This is a genomic window from Paracoccus sp. Ld10, from assembly GCF_045064235.1.
GTDB lineage: Bacteria > Pseudomonadota > Alphaproteobacteria > Rhodobacterales > Rhodobacteraceae > Paracoccus.
Genome location: NZ_JBISHD010000032.1, coordinates 64,058 through 80,273 on the forward strand (window position 1 = coordinate 64,058; position 16,216 = coordinate 80,273).

Genomic DNA, 16,216 nt, shown 5'->3' on the forward strand with positions numbered 1-16,216 from the left:
GGCGCCTGGACCAGTCCGGGGGCGTGGCGGAATGGTAGACGCGACGGATTCAAAATCCGTTTCAGCAATGAGTGCCGGTTCGAGTCCGGCCGCCCCTACCACGCCCTTTCTACTGCTTGCTTTCGACAGGTGACTGTATAGCGACCTGTCTCAATCGCCCTTCTCAACATGCCATGCCATGTTCGTTCCGCGCCGCTCTCGGGCATCAGTAGCCCAAGCGCGCTGGCGGGCGGGATCGGCATATTTCACGATCATCGCCATAGTCTTATGGCCGGTGATCGCGCCGATCATCTCGTCGCTACAACCTACGGCCGCCAGCCCGGCCGCGGCCGCTTATCGCAGGCCGTCGATGTCACGGGACCTTTCGTACCTGAGGCCGGCCGAGGCGGAGGAACAGCTCAGCTGCTTGAAATGCGGCCTATATTGGCAGATCGTTCGGCCAATGTGCGGTTTGCAATTAATGAGCGCACGAAGAGGTGCCGTGACCGAAACGCACTACGCTGCCTTGGTCTTGCCTCGTGGGGGCAAGACCCCGTCGCCGTCAATGTTTGACCAGCGCATGCGCAGCACATACCCGATACGCGGCCCCGTGCCGTGGCGCTGCCGACACCCCCACAGGCTCATGGCCCAACTAATGGCACGACGCCGCGCATCAGGCCTCCGTTCCCAGTATCTGCTCGACCAGCAGCGTCTTCACCTTGGCGTTCTTGGCCCTCAGAGGATTCAGCTTTTCCGCGTCGGATACCTTTATGCCGCCGAACCTGGCGCGCCATTTGGAGAAGGTCGCATCGCTGACACCCTGCTTGCAGCACAGATCCTCCGCTCCAAGTCCGGCCTCTTACGGGGTCAGAATGCCGATGATCTGTGCCCCGGTGAACCCTAATCGCTTCCTTCTCGGTCGCTCTTGCAAGGAACAGACTAACCCCAAATCGTGCACCGTACGGCGGGGCAAGACAGCCGAAGTTCAAATCCGCATCGCATTGATGAACCATTTCAACGCACTCGGCACTGCCAAGATCGACCGGCTGGCCCAACATTAGCGCAGCAGGTGGAAATCACGCCATCACACGAAGTGTTGCAACAATGCCCTGTCGCAGTGTCTGGCGGCGGGCAATCTCATGGCTCTACAGCCTTTCTAAATCAAAGAATTTTTGCCACCTTGGGAACAATCCAGACCTGTGACGGTTTGTCCATCGACGGTGAAAAGACACCGATGAAAGGATTTTATCATGGCACAGAACCCGACCGCAGATGACATCAAGCGTGACGCCCGTTCGGCTGCGAACGAAGCACACGGAGATCTCAAGGACGGTGCGCGTAAGATCGGCGACGATATCCGTGATACCGCGCGCGAGCTTTCAGAGAACTCTGGTGCCGCACGTCTTAAGGATCGTGGCACGGCATTGGCTGATGACGCTGTGGAAACCGGACGATACTACGCAGAGCGTGCCAAGGAAACCGGACAGGACTATGCTGACCGTGCGCGGCTCGAGGCCGAGCGTCTCTATGATGCTGGCCAGCAGAAAGCGACCGAAGTCGCCCATTACGCCGAAGAGCGTTATGACGAAGTTTCAGAAATGGTGCGTCGCAACCCCGCTCAGGCGCTGGGCATCGCGGCAGGCGTCGGCTTTCTGGTCGGTCTTCTGATCTCGCGTCGTTGAGGTCGGGTTGATGTTTGATTTCGCCCGACGTGTCCAAGAAGCGGCCGGCGATACAGTTCGGCGCACGGCCATCAAGGCCGTCGCCGGCGTCACCGGATTGGTTGCCGCTGGATTTCTGACCGCTGCATTGTGGTCGTGGCTTGCCACTGAAATGGAATGGGGATCTGCGCTGGCGTCGCTGACGATCGGCGGAGGCCTGATTGTCCTCATGATCATCCTTTTGGCTGCATCGTCCAAGCGCCGGCATCAGATGCCGACAACGGACGATCTGAAACGAGAGGTCGAAGCCCGTGTCTCGCTTGCCACGGAAGCTGCCATTGTCCGCGCCAAGTCTGAGGCCAACCGTGTAATCGGAATGGCCGAATCCAAGGCGCATTCGCTGATGGATGAAGCCGGGTCGCGGGCCACAAAGCTGGCATCTGGCGCTGAGCAGAAGCTGTTTGGAAGCGTTCGTGAAACCGCTCGTGCTGCTGGCCTGACATCGTCAAATGTCGCTGCGGCACGTGACAGGGTGCGCGATGAAGGACACCAATTGCAGCAAGCGGTTGACAGTAACGCGGGATCTATAACCAAACTGGTTGGCGCATTTGCTGTCGGTGTTACACTTGCCGCAGCACTGCGGGAGCGAGGACGAACAAACCACCCGGACTACGACGTCGATGATCTGCTGTAATTAAAAAGGGCGCCCCGGCGCCCTTTTTCAGTGGTCGTTACGAGTTTGCTTCGCGAATTTTCGCGGCGGCGTCCTTGTCGAACGCGACACTTTTCTTGTCCAGCAACTGATCCAATTCGCCCGACAGCGTCATTTCAGTAATGATATCGCAACCGCCGACAAATTCGCCTTTGACATAAAGCTGCGGGATTGTGGGCCAATCAGAGAAGTCCTTGATGCCCTGACGGATTTCCGCGTCCGAAAGCACATTTACGCCCTGATAAGGCACGCCCATGTAATTCAGAACGCCTGCAACCCTGCTGGAAAATCCGCATTGCGGCATCTCTGGGGTGCCCTTCATGAACAAAACAACATCGTTTCCATCAATCAGTTCTTGTATGCGAGTATTTGCGTCGCTCATTTCAGCAATCCTTGTATAGGGCAGGGCGCGCGTCAGTCAGGCGCTTTGGTGGTAAGGGCCAGCGCATGCAGCTCTCCGGCTGGTCCGTCCATTTTCCCCTGCAATGCAGCATAAACCGACCGTTGTTGTTGCACACGATTCAGTCCGCGAAAACTTTCGTCGACAACCTCTGCGGCGTAGTGATTACCGTCACCCGCCAAATCTGTGATCGTAATTTTTGCGTCGGGGAAAGAGACACGCAAAAGGGCCTCTATGTCGTGCGCTTCCATGGCCATGGGCGGATCCTTGTCTTTGTCACTACAGATGTAGGGGATGCCGACATGCGCCGCAAGGCCAGCACCAAAACGGCCGCTGCCCGGTAGGGCGCGGCCGTCTGTTTCGTTGATGGTGGTGTTATTGCGTGGCGCTGACGGCACCGACGGTACCGCCGACGACTGCGCCTGCCGGACCTGCGACAGCGGCGCCAGACAGACCACCGGTTGCCGCACGCTCACCCACGGTGGTGCCACATGCCGACAGCAGCAGAATTGCACCAAGCAGTCCCATAGTTGCGATTTTCATATCAAATATCCTCTGATGTTCGTTCTGTCAGACAGACGCGAGCCAGCAGCCGGTGGTTCCGGGAATGAGCCTGAATGGGTTAAGAAATGAACGGCAGAGCATGATGTTTTCTCAATATACTATGCGGCAGGTCGCCATACCGGTCGTTTCATCGGTTGAAGGTCGGTGGCCGGTTGCAACCGGCTTTGCGCAGGAACCGCACCCAAACCACCATCCCCCTACCAATGACGCTGCGGCTACGAGCGTGGCAGCGGATGTCGGTTCATGGACGTGGGCGCCAAATTTGAGACATTGGTAATCATAGGCATTGCCGTCGGTGGGGCGCTATGTAGGCACTCTGATGATACGCGACGTCTGGAATGGGTTGGCTTCTTTCGGCATATCAATCCGTTGGACGTGTCTTCTGAGCTGTCATGTTCTTCTGCAGTTTCCACCCCGTAATATCTGGAAGCTGAGGCCAATCGCGCCAAAGCATGAGCCGTACTCGGTCGGTTCAGCTTGCTGGCGTGAGATAGCAAGTCGTCCGCTGGCGTAGATAAAGACACGGTTCGGCCTACCACAATGCGGTCGCGACGTCTGAGGCAGCACCCGTCGTATTTCACGGTCTTATTGCGTTTTCCGAATGGCGGTTCCAACGTTTACCCCTTAGCCGTGCAACGCTTTTCGCGGCCACTCGGCGCTATTTCTTCGGTCCGCCAAAAACTCATTAGCCTATGAAAGGCTGCTCATAGTGCGCCCCTTATAATCGCAGAACTGCCCTGCCGACTTAAATAACCGGATGGATCGGCCTTCCGCGTTGTTGACGGAATGCAGCGCAATATGCGCTCTTCAGACAAAGTTGCCCCCAAGCATTTTCCTTTGGCCTCGAACCATTCGGTGTAAGCGGCGGCGCCGCCTCACCTGCTTTCAGCTTCACGGTTTGAAGTTCTAAGGCAGCAGATCGTCGATCCTTGCTTGTGGATGACCGGCGGCCACGCCTTCCAAGGTTGCCTTCAGGTAGGCAAAGGGTTCGACGCTGTTTATCTTTGCGTTGGCGATCAGAGAGGCGATGCGCGCCCAGGACCGACCGCGCTCGTCATGGCCGGCGAAGAGCGCATTCTTGCGATTCAGGGCAGTCGGTCGGATCAGGTTCTCGACATTATTGGAGTCGATCTCGACACGGCCATCGCGCAGGAAGGTCTGCAGCCCGTCCCAGTGGCGGTGGATATAGGCCAGCTTTTCACCGAGACGCGATTTCATCGATACGCGCCGGCATTGCGCCTGCAGCCATTCGCCGAAGGCCGCGACCAGCGCCGCAGTGCGCGCATGGCCGTCCGAGATTCGTTGGCCGGGGCCAATGCCGCGGATCTCGGCCTCGATCCGGTAAAGCTCGGCGATCCGGCGCAGACCTTCGGCTGCGATCTCGGATCCGTCGCGATCGAAGATCTCCTTCAGCGTGCGCCGGGCATGCGCCCAGCAATGGGCGACGGTGATCGGCGTGCCACCTGTCCGGGACTGGCGCGTCAGGCGATTGTATCCGGTACAGCCATTCAGCTGCAGAATGCCGTCAAAGCCCTGCATGATGCGCTCTGCGTTTTCGCCCAAGCGGTCGGGCGCATAGGTGAAGACCACGCCGGGGGGATCCTTACCGCCCCATGAGCGGTCATCGCGCGCCATGGCCCAGATGTAGCCCGTCTTCGTCCGGCCTCGGCCAGGATCGAGCACGGGTGCAGTGGTCTTGTCCTTGAACAGCTTGCTCGACGTCTTCAGGTGCTCTGTCAGCCGATCAACCACCGGGCGAGGTGGAAGGCGGCGGTGCCGACCCAATCGGCCAGCGTGCGGCGGTGAAGCTCGATGCCTGCGCGGCCGAGGATCTGGCTTTGGCGATACAATGGCAGGTGATCGGCATACTTGGCTCGCCAGCAGATGCGCCAAGGCGCCCTCAGTGGGTAGGCGGCCCTCGCTCAGGTGTGCGGGTGCCGGTGCCTGGGTCACGCCCTCGGCACACCTGCGGCACGCATGTTTGGGGCGCACGGTCACGATGATCCGCAGCTGTGCCGGCACGATATCCAGCCGCACGGTCCGGTCTTCGCCAATGCGGTGCATCTCGCCACAACCACAAGTGTAGAGCAGACTGCTCGGATCGATCACCCGCTCAACGCGGGGCAGGCTCCGGAAGGTGCCCGCGATTGCGGCGAGCAGCTCGGCGTGGGGGCGTGCGGGGCGCGGCCTCCGCATCCTGCCGGGTCTCGGCCTCGGCCGCGGCAGTTTCGAAATCCTCGAAAGCCAGCTGACGCCCGTCGTTGTTCAGCTTCTCGGAGCGTTTGCCATGCAAGACCTGATCCAGCTCGGCGATCAGATGCTCCAGCCGCCGGTTGGTTCTTTCAGCGCATCCCGGTCACGCAGCGCGGCTAGAACAGCGGGGCGCTGGCTTTCGGGGATGGCGGACAGGACGATGGATGGAGACGCGGACATAAAGTCATCATACCATGATCCGACTGTAGTTGAATGTTTTTTATTGCATTCAGGTCATTCTGCAACGGCTGGCTTCGGGGTTTCCAGAGGCCGGACCCGGCGCCTGTCGAGACCGGCAAAAAGCGCCTCGAACTGCGTTCGGCTCAAGGTCATGGCCCCGTCCCGGATAGCCGGCCAGGTGAAGCTGTCGGCCTCGAGGCGCTTGTAAGCCATCACCAACCCGCTGCCGTCCCAGAACAGGATCTTCAGCCTGTCGGCGCGCTGCGCGCGGAACACAAAGGCCGTGCCTGTAAAGGGATCCTCTGCCAACATCGACTGCGCAAGCGCCGCCAATCCATCGTGCCCCTTACTGGAGTCCACCGGCTTGGTCGCCACCAGGACCCGCATGCCCTGCGACGGCATCAGCACGGCACTGCTCCGAGGGCCCGAACGATCTCGGCCAGCCGAACGGCGGGCGTGTTCGCAGCCAGTTCGAGCCTCACCTCGCCAATCACGATCCGGATCTGCTCAGCAACCGGCAGCCTTCCGCAAGAGGATAGCGCTGGCCCCGGGTCGCAGATCACCAGCGGGGCGAAAACTGGCTCGTCGGTCGGTGCAGATGGCAGTACCAGCTTCCATTGCTTCGCCAGCCGCCGCCACGCCGACAACTGGTTCGGCTGCACACCATACCGATCTGCAACAGCATTCACCTTGGCACCGGGCTCAAGTGTATCGGCGACCACCAGAGCCTTCACGTCGTTCGGCCATCGGCGATGCCCCGACGCATAGATCTCGACGCCCAGAAAAGTGAAAAACGAATTCATGGCACCTATTGCGAAACGCACTCCTCATCAGCCGATGAAAGGACTTCGCAGCACCGCGTCAGCCAAGCGATGCGGGGTTCAGACGCCGGTTACCATTCGGTTCGAGCGATCAGCGACCGCTTCGGCTTATTTGCGCAGGCTGCGACCCATGCGTTGCGCATTCAAAGAGGTCGCATCGATCATGATCGTGGTAGGAACGCGAACCTCGGCCCATCGCATCATCGCAAACCGTTGCGCAAAATTCATGAGGATGACATTTGTCACGGCGCACCAAAAAACCCATCACATCCGTTGGACAATTGTGGCCGTGGAAAAAATCGGTCGGTGATGGGGCGTGCGACGGGTCAATGAATTACATTGATTGCGATTGATCACACGTGATTGTGGCGGAGAGGGTGTCCGCAAAGGACACTTCCCGAGGGTTCCCAATCCTTCCTAAATATGCAGCAATTGCAGGGTAATGCGCGGACTTACGTTCTTGCGCGTTCTCAATTCGTCCCTTACCATCGCGAATGTCCTGGGGGGACGTTTGGGGGGTCGATTGCAGGAAACCAGAACCCGGAAATCGGTGAAGCTGACCGCTGTGCAGATCCGTGCGCCACTGGCGCCGGGCAAGTACCACGACGGCGGGGGCTTAGGGCTCTACCTACTGGTGAAGCCCAGCGGCGCGCGATCGTGGATGCAGCGCATCATAGTGCAGGGGCGCAGGCGAGAGCTTGGGCTTGGAAGCCCGCCAGTGGTGACGCTGGCTCGTGCCCGCGAGGTGGCACTGGAGAACAAGCGACTGGTACGGGATGGCGTGGATCCACTGCAGGCCCGAAAAGAGGCCGAGGCTGTCCCGACATTCGAGGAGGCTGCCCGGACAGTGCACAAGCTGCACAAGCCGAGTTGGCGCAACGAGAAGCATGCGGCGCAGTTCATCAGCACCTTGGAAAGCTACGCGTTCCCGCGGATCGGCAAGACGAGGGTCGGGGATGTCTCGACCAGCGACGTGCTGGCTGTGCTGGCCCCGATCTGGAACGAAAAGCGCGAGACAGCGCGGCGGGTCAAGCAGCGTATCGGCATGGTCATGAAGTGGGCTGTGGCGAAGGGCTGGCGGCAGGACGACCCATCTGTGGCGATCGCCCAGGCGCTACCGAAAGACAAGCAGGCGAAGGCCCACCGAAAGGCCTTGGCCTATTCCGACGTGGCCGATTGCTTGGCCGCTGTCGAACGCAGCGGGGCAGGGGTGTCAACCAAGCTGGCCTTCCGGCTGCTTGTGCTGACCGCCAGCAGGTCCGGCGAGGTCAGGCTAGCCCGGTGGGGGCAGATCGACTGGAAGGCCGAGGGTGGGCCTGTCTGGACGCGGCCGGCGTCGGTCATGAAGGCGAAGAAAGCCCACAGCGTGCCCTTGTCAAAGGCAGCGGTGTCGATCCTGCACGCGGCACAGGAGGTATCCGACAGCGAAGACGTGGATGCGCTGATCTTCCCCGGCACGGTTACGGGCAAGCCCGTTTCGGACGCCACGCTGCTGAAGCTAGGTTCAGGACTCGTTCTTGATCACAGCCAGAACAGGACGGTTGCGGCCAAAGCGATAGCAGAGAGGTATGTCTCCGGACACCTGTCGTAGCAGGTGGCGACACGTCTCCAGTCCTTCAGACGACCGAACATGATCTCGATGCGATTGCGCCTTTTGTAGCGGCGCTTGTCGTATTTCACGGTTTTCTTGCGCGACGTCCTGCCGGGGATGCAGGCTTTTATCCCTCTGTCCTGCAACGCTTTTCGCAGCCAGTCAGCGTCATAGCCCCGGTCTGCCAGAAACCAGTCGGCCTGCGGCAGGCTGTCCAGAAGCGCCGCTGCGCCGGTATAGTCACTGACCTGTCCTGCCGACATGAAGAGGCGAATGGGCCGACCTTTCGCATCGGTGACGGCGTGCAGCTTTGTGTTCATGCCGCCTTTCGTTCGACCGATCTGGCGACCGCGCCCCCCTTTTTCGCACGCAGGCTACACGCCGTGCGGTGCGCCTTCAGATACGTCGCGCAGGTCATGATCGTCCTGGGATCGGTGTCCTTTGCGGCCAGGCCGACCATGATCCGAGCAAAGACCCCGTTATCGCTCCAACGCTTCCAGCGATTATAAAGCGTCTTGGCCGGTCCATATTCCCTCGGTGCGTCGCACCACCGTAAGCCATTGCGATTGATGAAGATAATGCCGCTCAGAACCCGCAGATCGTCCACGCGTGGGCGGCCATGGCTCTTGGGAAAGAACGTGCGAAGGCGCGCCATCTGCGCTTCGGTCAGCCAGAACAAGTTGCTCATCGATCAGGTCTCCTTGCGGCGGCCTGAATCACGCAAAGGGCGTAAAATCAATGGGTCTGGAGCCTAGGGGCCGAGTGCGCGGGTGGGGGCCTCCCGCGCCCGTTCCGCCGTCAGGGGCGGTTGATCGACGCGAATGAACCCATAGTGGACGTTGGAGGCCTTGCGTCCTTGGCTGCCATCCTTGAAGTTGTCTCTCACAAGATAGGGGGAAGCCGTGGGTGGCAGGCGAGTAGTGAAATTGGAAGCTGAAGATCTACCAATCTTCAAAGCGATCCGGTTGGAATCGTTGAAGATGGCTCCGTCAGCATTTGCCAACACATTCGCAGATTGGTCGTCCCTCTCAGACGAAGAGTGGCTTGAAAGAATGTAGATCCCTGTCTTCGCGATGCTGAAGGGTCAAGATCCTGTCGGAATCATTGGCCTGATGCTCCAGCGCGGGGAAAAACGGTCTCACCGCGCAACAATTGTCATGGTCTACATGCGCGAAAGCGAACGCGGGTCGGGCTTGGCGGATGAGCTTCTCCAGGCAGTTATGGGCTTTGCGAAGGAAGTGGGAGTGCACCAACTCGAACTGAACGTTAACCACACCAACGACAGGGCCATTCGTTTCTATGAGCTGCACGGCTTTGATAGGGTAGGGAAAATCCCAGCGGCACTGATTGACGATGGCCGCGAAGTGGACGAGCTGATCATGGTTCATCGCTGAGGTAGCCAACGTGCGCTTCGTCCCGCAGAGCGGACCGTGGCTAGTCATTCGCGCCGCGCCATGCACGAACGTCCGGTTTGAAGAAGCGGCACAGAGCATCCGTCGAGCGACCAACGACCGGATAGGGCCGATGGTTACAATTGCCGTCTTGAATCATCCCCCAACCGCCAGCGACTGAGCAGCATGTCATAGAACTGCTCCGCTGCTGGTGAGCGTCGCGATCCCGGCACGCGCACGACGCCGACGGTCCGCGTAACGTCGGGCAGGATCAGGGGGACTGTCGCGATCGTGTGATGCGGGCCTGCGGGCAGCGCCATGCGAGGCAAGGCAGCCACTCCCAATCCGGCCTCGACCAGACCAAGCGAGGTAGACAGGTGCTGCACCTCGAAAAACGGGCGCGGCCTGACATTGGCTTTGGCATGTGCCAGATCCATGATCAGGCGGTTGCCGCTGGACCGCCCTACAGTGACGAACCGGTGATCGGCCAGTTCTTCCCAGCTGACTGAAGACCGGCCGGCCAGGGGATGATCGCGTCGGCAGGCCAGCAGGAACGGTTCTTCGATCAAAGGATCGAACGCGACGTCAGGATCGTCCGCGCCCAGCAGGGTGATCCCGAAATCCACCTCGCGGTTCAGGACGCTTTGCAGCACCTCATTTGCGCCTGCGTCCAAAATGCGAAAACGGATGGCGGGAAACTCAGCGGTGAAGGCGCTGATCACGTCCGGCAGGAAGTAATAGGCTGCCGTGGGGATGCAGGCGATGCTGACCAGCCCCGAGCGCCGCTCCGCTATCTCGCGGACCGACATCAATGAGGTTTCTAGATCGTCCAGCAGCCTGCGCGCACGGGGCAGGAAATCTCGGCCCACGGCAGTCAGGGACACGCGGCGGGTCGTCCGCTCCAGCAGCGGCACACCAAGCGTCGCTTCCAGCTTCTGGATGCGCCGGGTCAGAGCTGGCTGCGACAGGTGGATGCTGTCGGCAGCAGCGCGAAAGCTTTGCATTTCCGCGGTGGCCACAAAAGCGCGCAAGTCTTCCAGATCGATATTCATGTGCCTGACGCAATAAACGTTCCAATCATTGCATTTCACACAATCCTACAACTCTGGCAAGTCTGTGCCAATCCAAAGGGCAGCTGCCCGAGGCAGTTCGAGAAGGCCCAAATCATGCAAAAAATCCCTTGTGTTCTGATGCGAGGCGGCTCCTCGCGCGGTCCGTTCTTCCTGTCCAGCGACTTGCCTTCCGACCTCACCTCGCGTGATGCGGTGCTGATCTCGGCGATGGGGTCGGGGCATCCGCTGCAGATCGACGGGATCGGCGGCGGCAATCCCCTGACCAGCAAGGTCGCCATCGTCGGACGCAGCGCGCGGCCGGATGCAGATGTCGATTACTTGTTCGCGCAGGTCAACGTCGAGCGGGCTTCGGTGGATACGGCGCCTAATTGCGGCAACATGCTGGCGGCTGTCGGCCCCTTCGCCATTGAGCAAGGACTTGTTGCGGCGGCGGATCCCGAAACGCGGCTGACGATCTTCAACGTCAATACGGGCAAGCGGATCGAGGCCATTGTCCAGACCCCCGGCAGCGTGGTCGATTACGAAGGTGATACCGTGATCGCAGGCGTGCCTGGCACTGCAGCCCCGGTGCGCTTGGCGTTTCTGGATGCGGCGGGGTCCAAGACCGGCAAGCTGCTGCCGACGGATGCCGGCAGCGATCTGATCGACGGGACCGAAGTCAGCCTGTTCGACATGGCCGTCGCGGCGATGCTGGTGGATGCAGGCAGTTTTGGAAAGACGGGGCAGGAAATGCCTGCAGATTTGGATGCGGACCGGGCCTTCATGCAGCGGCTTGAGACGCTGCGGGTCGAGGCGGGACGTCTCATGGGCTTGGGGGATGTCTCGCAAATGGTCATTCCCAAGCCGATCCTGCTTGCCCCGCCCTCGGGCGACGCGACGATCACCGCGCGCTATTTCATGCCGCATTCCTGTCACACGGCGGTCGCCATTACCGGTGCGGTCTGTATCGCATCAGCCTGCTGCACGCCCGGCACGATCGCCCATCGTCTGGCCCGATTGCCCGAACCCGAGGCCGATGGCCGCCGGCGGTTGATAATCGAGCATCCTTCCGGGCAGACCCCGGTCGAGATTGAACAGGACCCGGTCACCGGTATCGTCACCCGCGCCATGGTCATCCGCACGGCCCGGCGCCTGTTCGATGGCTTTGTCCATGTGCGCGATCAGGTCGCCTGATCGCCAAGACTTTCATATCATCGAGGAGGAGACCCAGATGAAACTGTTCACCACCCCCCTGCGGCCCGCATTGCTGTGCGCCGCAACGGCACTGACGCTTCCGCACACCGTTCTGGCGCAGGATTTTTCCGGCGAGACCATCGAATGGACTATTCCCTTCGGCGTGGGCGGCGGAACGGATGTGTGGGCGCGCTTCTTTGCCCCGCAGCTGTCGCAGACCCTGCCGGGACAGCCGAATGTCGTGGTGTTGAACGTGCCCGGCGGAGGGTCGATCACCGGCGCGAACCAGTTTGCTAACCGCGCGACCAGCGATGGCCTGTCGATCCTGGGCACGTCCGCCTCGACGCAATATCCGGCCATTCTGGGCGATCCGCGCGTCCGCTATGACTACGCCGACTGGACGGCGATCCTGGCATCGCCCACCGGTGGAGTTGTTTACGCCGATCCAAAATACGGCGTGACCGGCCCTGAGGGACTGGACGCCCTGAAGGCGGAAGAGATCCGGTTCGCCAGCCAGGGTGCGACTGCGCTAGAAATGCCGGTTCTGCTGGCTCTGAAGATGATGGGCCTGAACATCCGCCCGGTCTTCGGGATGGAAAGCCGCGGCGCCGGTCGTCTTGCGTTCGAGCGCGGCGAGGCAGGAATCGATTTCCAGACCAGCTCGGCCTATCTCAACAGTGTGGCGCCGCTGGTCGACAGCGGCAAGGCCGTGCCCCTGTTCGCGATGGGCGTTGTCGATGCCGAAGGCAGTGTCAGCCGCGATCCCTCGTTCCCGGACATGCCGACTTTCGTCGAGTTTTATACTGAGGCCATGGGTTCGGCACCCGAGGGCGAGGCATTCGAGGCGTGGAAGGCTCTGATGATCGCAGGCTATTCGCTGCAGAAGATGGTGGTTCTGCCCAAGGACGCCCCGGCCGAGGTGATCGCAAGCTATACCGAAGCCGCCCGCCAGATCATCGAGGCCCCCGATTTCCGCGAGCGCGCCGGCGAAGAAATTGGTGTCTATGACCAGCTGGTCGGGGACGAGGCCGATGCTGCCCTGCAGGTCGCACTGACCGTTGATCCGGCCATCCGGGAATTTCTGACGACCTGGCTCTCTGAGGATTACGGCGTCCGGTTCTGAGCCATTGGCGGGGCCTGCCGGCCCCGCCGCACCGCATGTGGGGGAGGAAACCACGATGTTCGATATTGCCCTTTCGGCACTGGGTCAGGTCATGTCCGCCGGACACCTGACATTTTTGGTCGTTGGCGTCCTGGTCGGCCTGATCGTGGGCATCCTGCCCGGTCTGGGCGGCATTGCCGGGATGTCGATCCTGCTGCCCTTTCTTTATGGAATGGAACCCACCGCAGCCCTGGGCATGCTGATTGGCATGGTCGCGGTCATCCCCACCGGGGACACATTCACCTCGGTCATGATGGGGATCCCGGGATCCAGCGCCAGTCAGGCGACAGTGCTGGACGGCTTTCCCATGGCCAAGCGCGGCGAGGCAGCGCGTGCGCTGTCGGCGGCTTTCACCAGTTCGCTGATCGGTGGCCTGATCGGCGCGCTGGTTCTGTCAGTGGCCATCGTGATGGCCCGTCCCCTGGTGCTGTCCTTCTCGTCGGCCGAACTGTTCATGCTGACGCTGTTCGGCCTGTCCATGGTGGCCGTCCTGTCGGGGCGCAGTCTGACCAAGGGCGTCGCCGCGGCAGGCCTGGGCCTTGTCATCGGCACGATCGGCACCGCACCCGCGACTGGCGAAGCGCGCATGACTCTTGGGATTGACTACCTTTATGATGGGGTGCCGCTGGTCGTGGTGGCGATGGGCCTATTTGCCATTCCCGAAATCATCGACTTGCTGAAGCGCGGCACCGCCATCTCCAACAGCACACCTTTGGGCGGTGGCTGGATGCGTGGCGTGCGCGATGTCTTGGCTCACCCTTGGCTGGTTGCGCGTTGCGCGAGCTTGGGCTGCGTGATCGGCGCATTGCCGGGACTGGGCGGGGCGGTCGTGGACTGGATTGCCTACAGCCATGTGGTTCAGACCAGCAAGGATCGCAGCCAGTTCGGCAAAGGTGATGTGCGCGGCGTCATCGCACCTGAAAGCGCCAACAATGCTTGTCAGGGCGGAGCCCTGATCCCGACCCTTCTGTTTGGCGTGCCCGGCTCGGGATCCATGGCGGTGTTTCTGGGCGGCATGGTGCTGCTGGGTATCCAGCCCGGTGTGACCATGGTCGAGACGCGTCTGGACCTGACCTACACGATCATCTGGTCGCTGGCTCTCGCCAACGTCGTCGGCGCCGGGCTCTGCGTGCTGATGGCCCGTCAGGTCGCGCGCCTGACGCAGGTGCCGTTCGTCTATCTCGCCCCGTTCATGGTGATGATCGCCATGTTCGCGGCCTTCCAGGCCTCGCGGTCGATGGCCGATCTGGTTGCGCTGATCCTCATGGGCGCGGTCGGCATCTACATGCGTCGCTTTGGTTGGCCCCGTCCCGCGTTGCTGATTGGGTTCGTCCTGGCGCCAGGAGCCGAGGGCTATCTGTATCAGGCCGTGCAGTTCTATGGCATGGAATGGCTGATGCGGCCCGGTGTCATCATCATCGGCATCATCACCGTCGTCTCGGTCTTCCTGGGCCTGCGGTATGGTGCCGAGGTCTCCAGTGAAGGGGCGAGTGACGTCGCGGATCAGAAGACACGGGGTCGGCAGATGGCGTTTGCCGGAGTGCTGGTCGCCGCAGCGGCGTTCTGTCTAGTGGAAAGCATCGGCCTTAGCTTCCTCGGCATGGTGTTCCCGCTAACCATCGGCATCCTCGCGCTGCTTGGGGCCCTGGGCGTGGTGTTCAGCATCCGTCGTGGCCGCGTTGCGGAGATCCACGACGACGACGCAAGCGCCGCCGTGGCAGGTGTCTGGTCGGGGCGCGAAATGTATCTGGCGGTCTTTGCGGCATTGGTCGGGCTGGTCTGGCTGATCGGGTTTGTGCCTGCCATGGCTATTTTCTTTCCGGCCTTCCTTGTCGTCGCCGGAAAGGCGCGTCCCATGCAGGCAGCGCTCCTAACGATCGGCGCCGTAGGGTTCATCAGCGGGATTACCTGGGCGATGACGCTGCGCCTACCCGAGGGTGTGATTCCGCCGCTGCTTTTCTAACTCTACGTCTCAACCCTACGGCTGGCGCCCATCATCTATGGTGGCCGTCATCGCTTTTTGAAGTGTTGGCTGACGATATGCTCGATGAGTAAGCTTAGGCAACGTTTCCTCCGTCCTGCATAGCAGAGGCCGCTCCGGCGATCTCGCTGCAGGAAACACCAACGTCCGGTCTGGGAAGACTGCACGATGGCGTCTGGCGGGGGTCACCGGCCACTAAGGGCCGAGTGTGCAAATCTCTGGATGGATCACACCGGTCCAAACTCAACTGGCGATGCGCCGACCGAGGCGGATCGTGACGCCGCCCTTCGTGTCGATCTCGTGCGATAGGATCTCGTAGATCGCAATTAGCTTGCCAGTGCCGAACATTTTGCCGGCCTCATCCCGGCCGCCTTGGCGGACCAAGACATGCTCTCTCAAGCGCAGCGCCTCAATGAACTGCTCGTATTTCGCCGAGAAGCCGTGGCGGGGTCCCTTAAATGGATCCTTATAGACCTGGTCCTCACCGATCCGCGCGCTGTGCAGTATCGGCGCGTTCGAGATATCGAGCCCTCTGCCCTTCGCAAAGCCGGTCCAAGCAGACCGGTAGGTGAAGCCTGTCCGGAGGTCACGCACCCTGATCATATTCATGGCTGGTCTTCGCACTGTCACCCGCTTCCGGGCTAATCCTACAACCCGTGGCCGGCGAAGGACCAGCCACGCAACGCAAACGGGGGCTCGATGGACATAGGGTGTATTGTGAAAAGATCGACTTCGCGTAGGGCACCGAAAGTCCGGTATGAGGAAACTGCACGATGGCATCTGCGGGGAGTCGACTGGCAGCTAAGGGCCGATAACTCACATTCTAGGTTGACCAGGCGCGACCCGCGCCACCGCCGATTAAGGCTCAGCGCTTCTGGTCAGTCGTTTCAACCAAGGGCCGGGGACAACGGATGACGCCGCAAAATGCGAGTCCGCGCGCCGATGACAGAAACACTGAAAGGCTCTATAAAATGGTTGTATGGCCGGTAAACGGGGACGCTCCTGCTTCTGTGGGCATCTGCATCCCCCAAGGTGTCGTTACCCCGGGAACCTGGCGGCATTGAGAAATCATTAGTCATGTCGACCAAAGCAACCTCTCTCAACGTGAATGACGCGATCGCGTTGGTGGTATTTACATGAGATGGGGAAAGCTACTTGACCTGAGGCCGCCGAGCACTTGAAAGGGCAGCGTGGTGGCAAGATGAGGAACTTAGTTATTCGGTTGAGAAGCTCTCTTCCGCCTCTGGATAGCTAGAAGACTGATTTCACTCCCGT

The 16,216-nt window shown here is 60.8% G+C and carries 15 protein-coding genes, 1 tRNA gene and 2 pseudogenes; 8 read left to right on the plus strand and 10 right to left on the minus strand.

Annotated elements, in window-relative coordinates; all coding sequences use genetic code 11:
• Positions 1-17 precede the first annotated feature (17 nt).
• Positions 18-101: transfer RNA gene (locus ACJJVR_RS14155), tRNA-Leu, on the plus strand.
• A 49-nt stretch (positions 102-150) separates the two neighbouring features.
• On the opposite strand, the gene ACJJVR_RS14160 is transcribed toward ACJJVR_RS14155, so the two are convergent.
• Positions 151-291, minus strand: a complete 141-nt coding sequence (locus ACJJVR_RS14160; RefSeq protein WP_405405514.1) for a hypothetical protein — start codon at positions 289-291, stop codon at positions 151-153.
• Positions 292-652: 361 nt separating this feature from the next.
• Positions 653-826, minus strand: a pseudogene (locus ACJJVR_RS14165) (transposase); the annotation flags it as partial.
• A gap of 403 nt (positions 827-1,229) precedes the next feature.
• Here ACJJVR_RS14165 and ACJJVR_RS14170 point away from each other — a divergent pair.
• Complete coding sequence (locus ACJJVR_RS14170; protein ID WP_405405516.1) at positions 1,230-1,661, plus strand: YqjD family protein; 432 nt, start codon at positions 1,230-1,232, stop codon at positions 1,659-1,661.
• 10 nt (positions 1,662-1,671) lie between these two features.
• Complete coding sequence (locus ACJJVR_RS14175; RefSeq protein WP_405405517.1) at positions 1,672-2,334, plus strand: hypothetical protein; 663 nt, start codon at positions 1,672-1,674, stop codon at positions 2,332-2,334.
• 37 nt (positions 2,335-2,371) lie between these two features.
• Here ACJJVR_RS14175 and grxD read toward each other — a convergent pair whose 3' ends face one another.
• The 5 genes and pseudogenes from grxD to tnpA form a co-directional block, all read right to left on the minus strand.
• Positions 2,372-2,734, minus strand: a complete 363-nt coding sequence (grxD, locus tag ACJJVR_RS14180; protein WP_405405519.1) for a Grx4 family monothiol glutaredoxin — start codon at positions 2,732-2,734, stop codon at positions 2,372-2,374.
• Between the two features lie 32 nt (positions 2,735-2,766).
• On the minus strand, positions 2,767-3,009 hold the full coding sequence (locus ACJJVR_RS14185; protein ID WP_405406456.1) for a BolA/IbaG family iron-sulfur metabolism protein: 243 nt from the start codon (positions 3,007-3,009) through the stop codon (positions 2,767-2,769).
• 1,213 nt (positions 3,010-4,222) lie between these two features.
• Positions 4,223-5,651 (minus strand): annotated as a pseudogene (tnpC, locus tag ACJJVR_RS14190) (IS66 family transposase); the annotation flags it as partial.
• A gap of 152 nt (positions 5,652-5,803) precedes the next feature.
• A complete protein-coding gene (tnpB, locus tag ACJJVR_RS14195; RefSeq protein WP_405406458.1) occupies positions 5,804-6,151 on the minus strand; it encodes an IS66 family insertion sequence element accessory protein TnpB in 348 nt (115 codons plus the stop codon).
• Positions 6,151-6,552 carry an IS66-like element accessory protein TnpA gene (gene tnpA, locus ACJJVR_RS14200; RefSeq protein WP_405405521.1) on the minus strand — a complete coding sequence of 134 codons (402 nt, stop codon included), beginning with the start codon at positions 6,550-6,552 and terminating at the stop codon, positions 6,151-6,153. Before tnpA ends, tnpB begins: the two co-directional genes overlap by 1 nt.
• A gap of 568 nt (positions 6,553-7,120) precedes the next feature.
• On the opposite strand from tnpA, the gene ACJJVR_RS14205 reads away from it, so the two are divergent.
• The gene (locus tag ACJJVR_RS14205; protein ID WP_405405524.1) at positions 7,121-8,161 is read left to right on the plus strand and encodes a tyrosine-type recombinase/integrase; all 1,041 of its coding nucleotides are present in this window, start codon (positions 7,121-7,123) and stop codon (positions 8,159-8,161) included.
• Here the strand turns inward: ACJJVR_RS14205 and ACJJVR_RS14210 are convergent.
• Positions 8,092-8,849 (minus strand): IS5 family transposase gene (locus tag ACJJVR_RS14210; RefSeq protein ID WP_405405526.1). Its coding sequence is split into 2 segments (ribosomal slippage): positions 8,092-8,531 and positions 8,531-8,849, totalling 759 coding nucleotides; the frame shifts between segments, so codons are not numbered across the junction. The two genes, ACJJVR_RS14205 and ACJJVR_RS14210, sit on opposite strands and share 70 nt — an antisense overlap.
• 385 nt (positions 8,850-9,234) lie before the next feature.
• Here ACJJVR_RS14210 and ACJJVR_RS14215 point away from each other — a divergent pair.
• Positions 9,235-9,555, plus strand: a complete 321-nt coding sequence (locus ACJJVR_RS14215) for a GNAT family N-acetyltransferase (RefSeq protein ID WP_405405528.1) — start codon at positions 9,235-9,237, stop codon at positions 9,553-9,555.
• 134 nt (positions 9,556-9,689) lie between these two features.
• On the opposite strand, the gene ACJJVR_RS14220 is transcribed toward ACJJVR_RS14215, so the two are convergent.
• Positions 9,690-10,604 (minus strand): LysR family transcriptional regulator, encoded by a 915-nt coding sequence (locus ACJJVR_RS14220; RefSeq protein WP_405405529.1) that lies wholly within the window; start codon positions 10,602-10,604, stop codon positions 9,690-9,692.
• Between ACJJVR_RS14220 and ACJJVR_RS14225 the strand changes: the two genes are divergently transcribed.
• From ACJJVR_RS14225 to ACJJVR_RS14235, 3 genes are read left to right on the plus strand one after another with little or no spacing between them, the layout of a single operon-like run.
• Positions 10,605-11,798 (plus strand): 4-oxalomesaconate tautomerase, encoded by a 1,194-nt coding sequence (locus ACJJVR_RS14225; protein WP_405405531.1) that lies wholly within the window; start codon positions 10,605-10,607, stop codon positions 11,796-11,798.
• A 37-nt stretch (positions 11,799-11,835) separates the two neighbouring features.
• Positions 11,836-12,921, plus strand: coding sequence for a Bug family tripartite tricarboxylate transporter substrate binding protein (locus ACJJVR_RS14230; protein ID WP_405405532.1), 1,086 nt, complete (start codon positions 11,836-11,838; stop codon positions 12,919-12,921).
• Between the two features lie 55 nt (positions 12,922-12,976).
• The gene (locus ACJJVR_RS14235; protein WP_405405533.1) at positions 12,977-14,923 is read left to right on the plus strand and encodes a tripartite tricarboxylate transporter permease; all 1,947 of its coding nucleotides are present in this window, start codon (positions 12,977-12,979) and stop codon (positions 14,921-14,923) included.
• A gap of 261 nt (positions 14,924-15,184) precedes the next feature.
• Here the strand turns inward: ACJJVR_RS14235 and ACJJVR_RS14240 are convergent, their stop codons facing one another.
• Positions 15,185-15,550, minus strand: coding sequence for a hypothetical protein (locus tag ACJJVR_RS14240; protein ID WP_405405534.1), 366 nt, complete (start codon positions 15,548-15,550; stop codon positions 15,185-15,187).
• Between the last annotated feature and the right edge of the window lie 666 nt (positions 15,551-16,216).

Excerpts from the sequence above, each read along its gene's own strand:
- ACJJVR_RS14220 (WP_405405529.1), bottom strand. The coding sequence starts at position 10,604 with ATGAATATCGATCTGGAAGACTTGCGCGCTTTTGTGGCCACCGCGGAA.
- ACJJVR_RS14160 (WP_405405514.1), bottom strand. The coding sequence starts at position 291 with ATGATCGGCGCGATCACCGGCCATAAGACTATGGCGATGATCGTGAAA.
- tnpA (WP_405405521.1), bottom strand. The coding sequence starts at position 6,552 with ATGAATTCGTTTTTCACTTTTCTGGGCGTCGAGATCTATGCGTCGGGG.
- tnpB (WP_405406458.1), bottom strand. The coding sequence starts at position 6,151 with ATGCCGTCGCAGGGCATGCGGGTCCTGGTGGCGACCAAGCCGGTGGAC.
- ACJJVR_RS14185 (WP_405406456.1), bottom strand. The coding sequence starts at position 3,009 with ATGGCCATGGAAGCGCACGACATAGAGGCCCTTTTGCGTGTCTCTTTC.
- ACJJVR_RS14240 (WP_405405534.1), bottom strand. The coding sequence starts at position 15,550 with ATGAATATGATCAGGGTGCGTGACCTCCGGACAGGCTTCACCTACCGG.
- ACJJVR_RS14175 (WP_405405517.1), top strand. The coding sequence starts at position 1,672 with ATGTTTGATTTCGCCCGACGTGTCCAAGAAGCGGCCGGCGATACAGTT.
- ACJJVR_RS14215 (WP_405405528.1), top strand. The coding sequence starts at position 9,235 with ATGCTGAAGGGTCAAGATCCTGTCGGAATCATTGGCCTGATGCTCCAG.
- ACJJVR_RS14230 (WP_405405532.1), top strand. The coding sequence starts at position 11,836 with ATGAAACTGTTCACCACCCCCCTGCGGCCCGCATTGCTGTGCGCCGCA.
- grxD (WP_405405519.1), bottom strand. The coding sequence starts at position 2,734 with ATGAGCGACGCAAATACTCGCATACAAGAACTGATTGATGGAAACGAT.
- ACJJVR_RS14235 (WP_405405533.1), top strand. The coding sequence starts at position 12,977 with ATGTTCGATATTGCCCTTTCGGCACTGGGTCAGGTCATGTCCGCCGGA.
- ACJJVR_RS14170 (WP_405405516.1), top strand. The coding sequence starts at position 1,230 with ATGGCACAGAACCCGACCGCAGATGACATCAAGCGTGACGCCCGTTCG.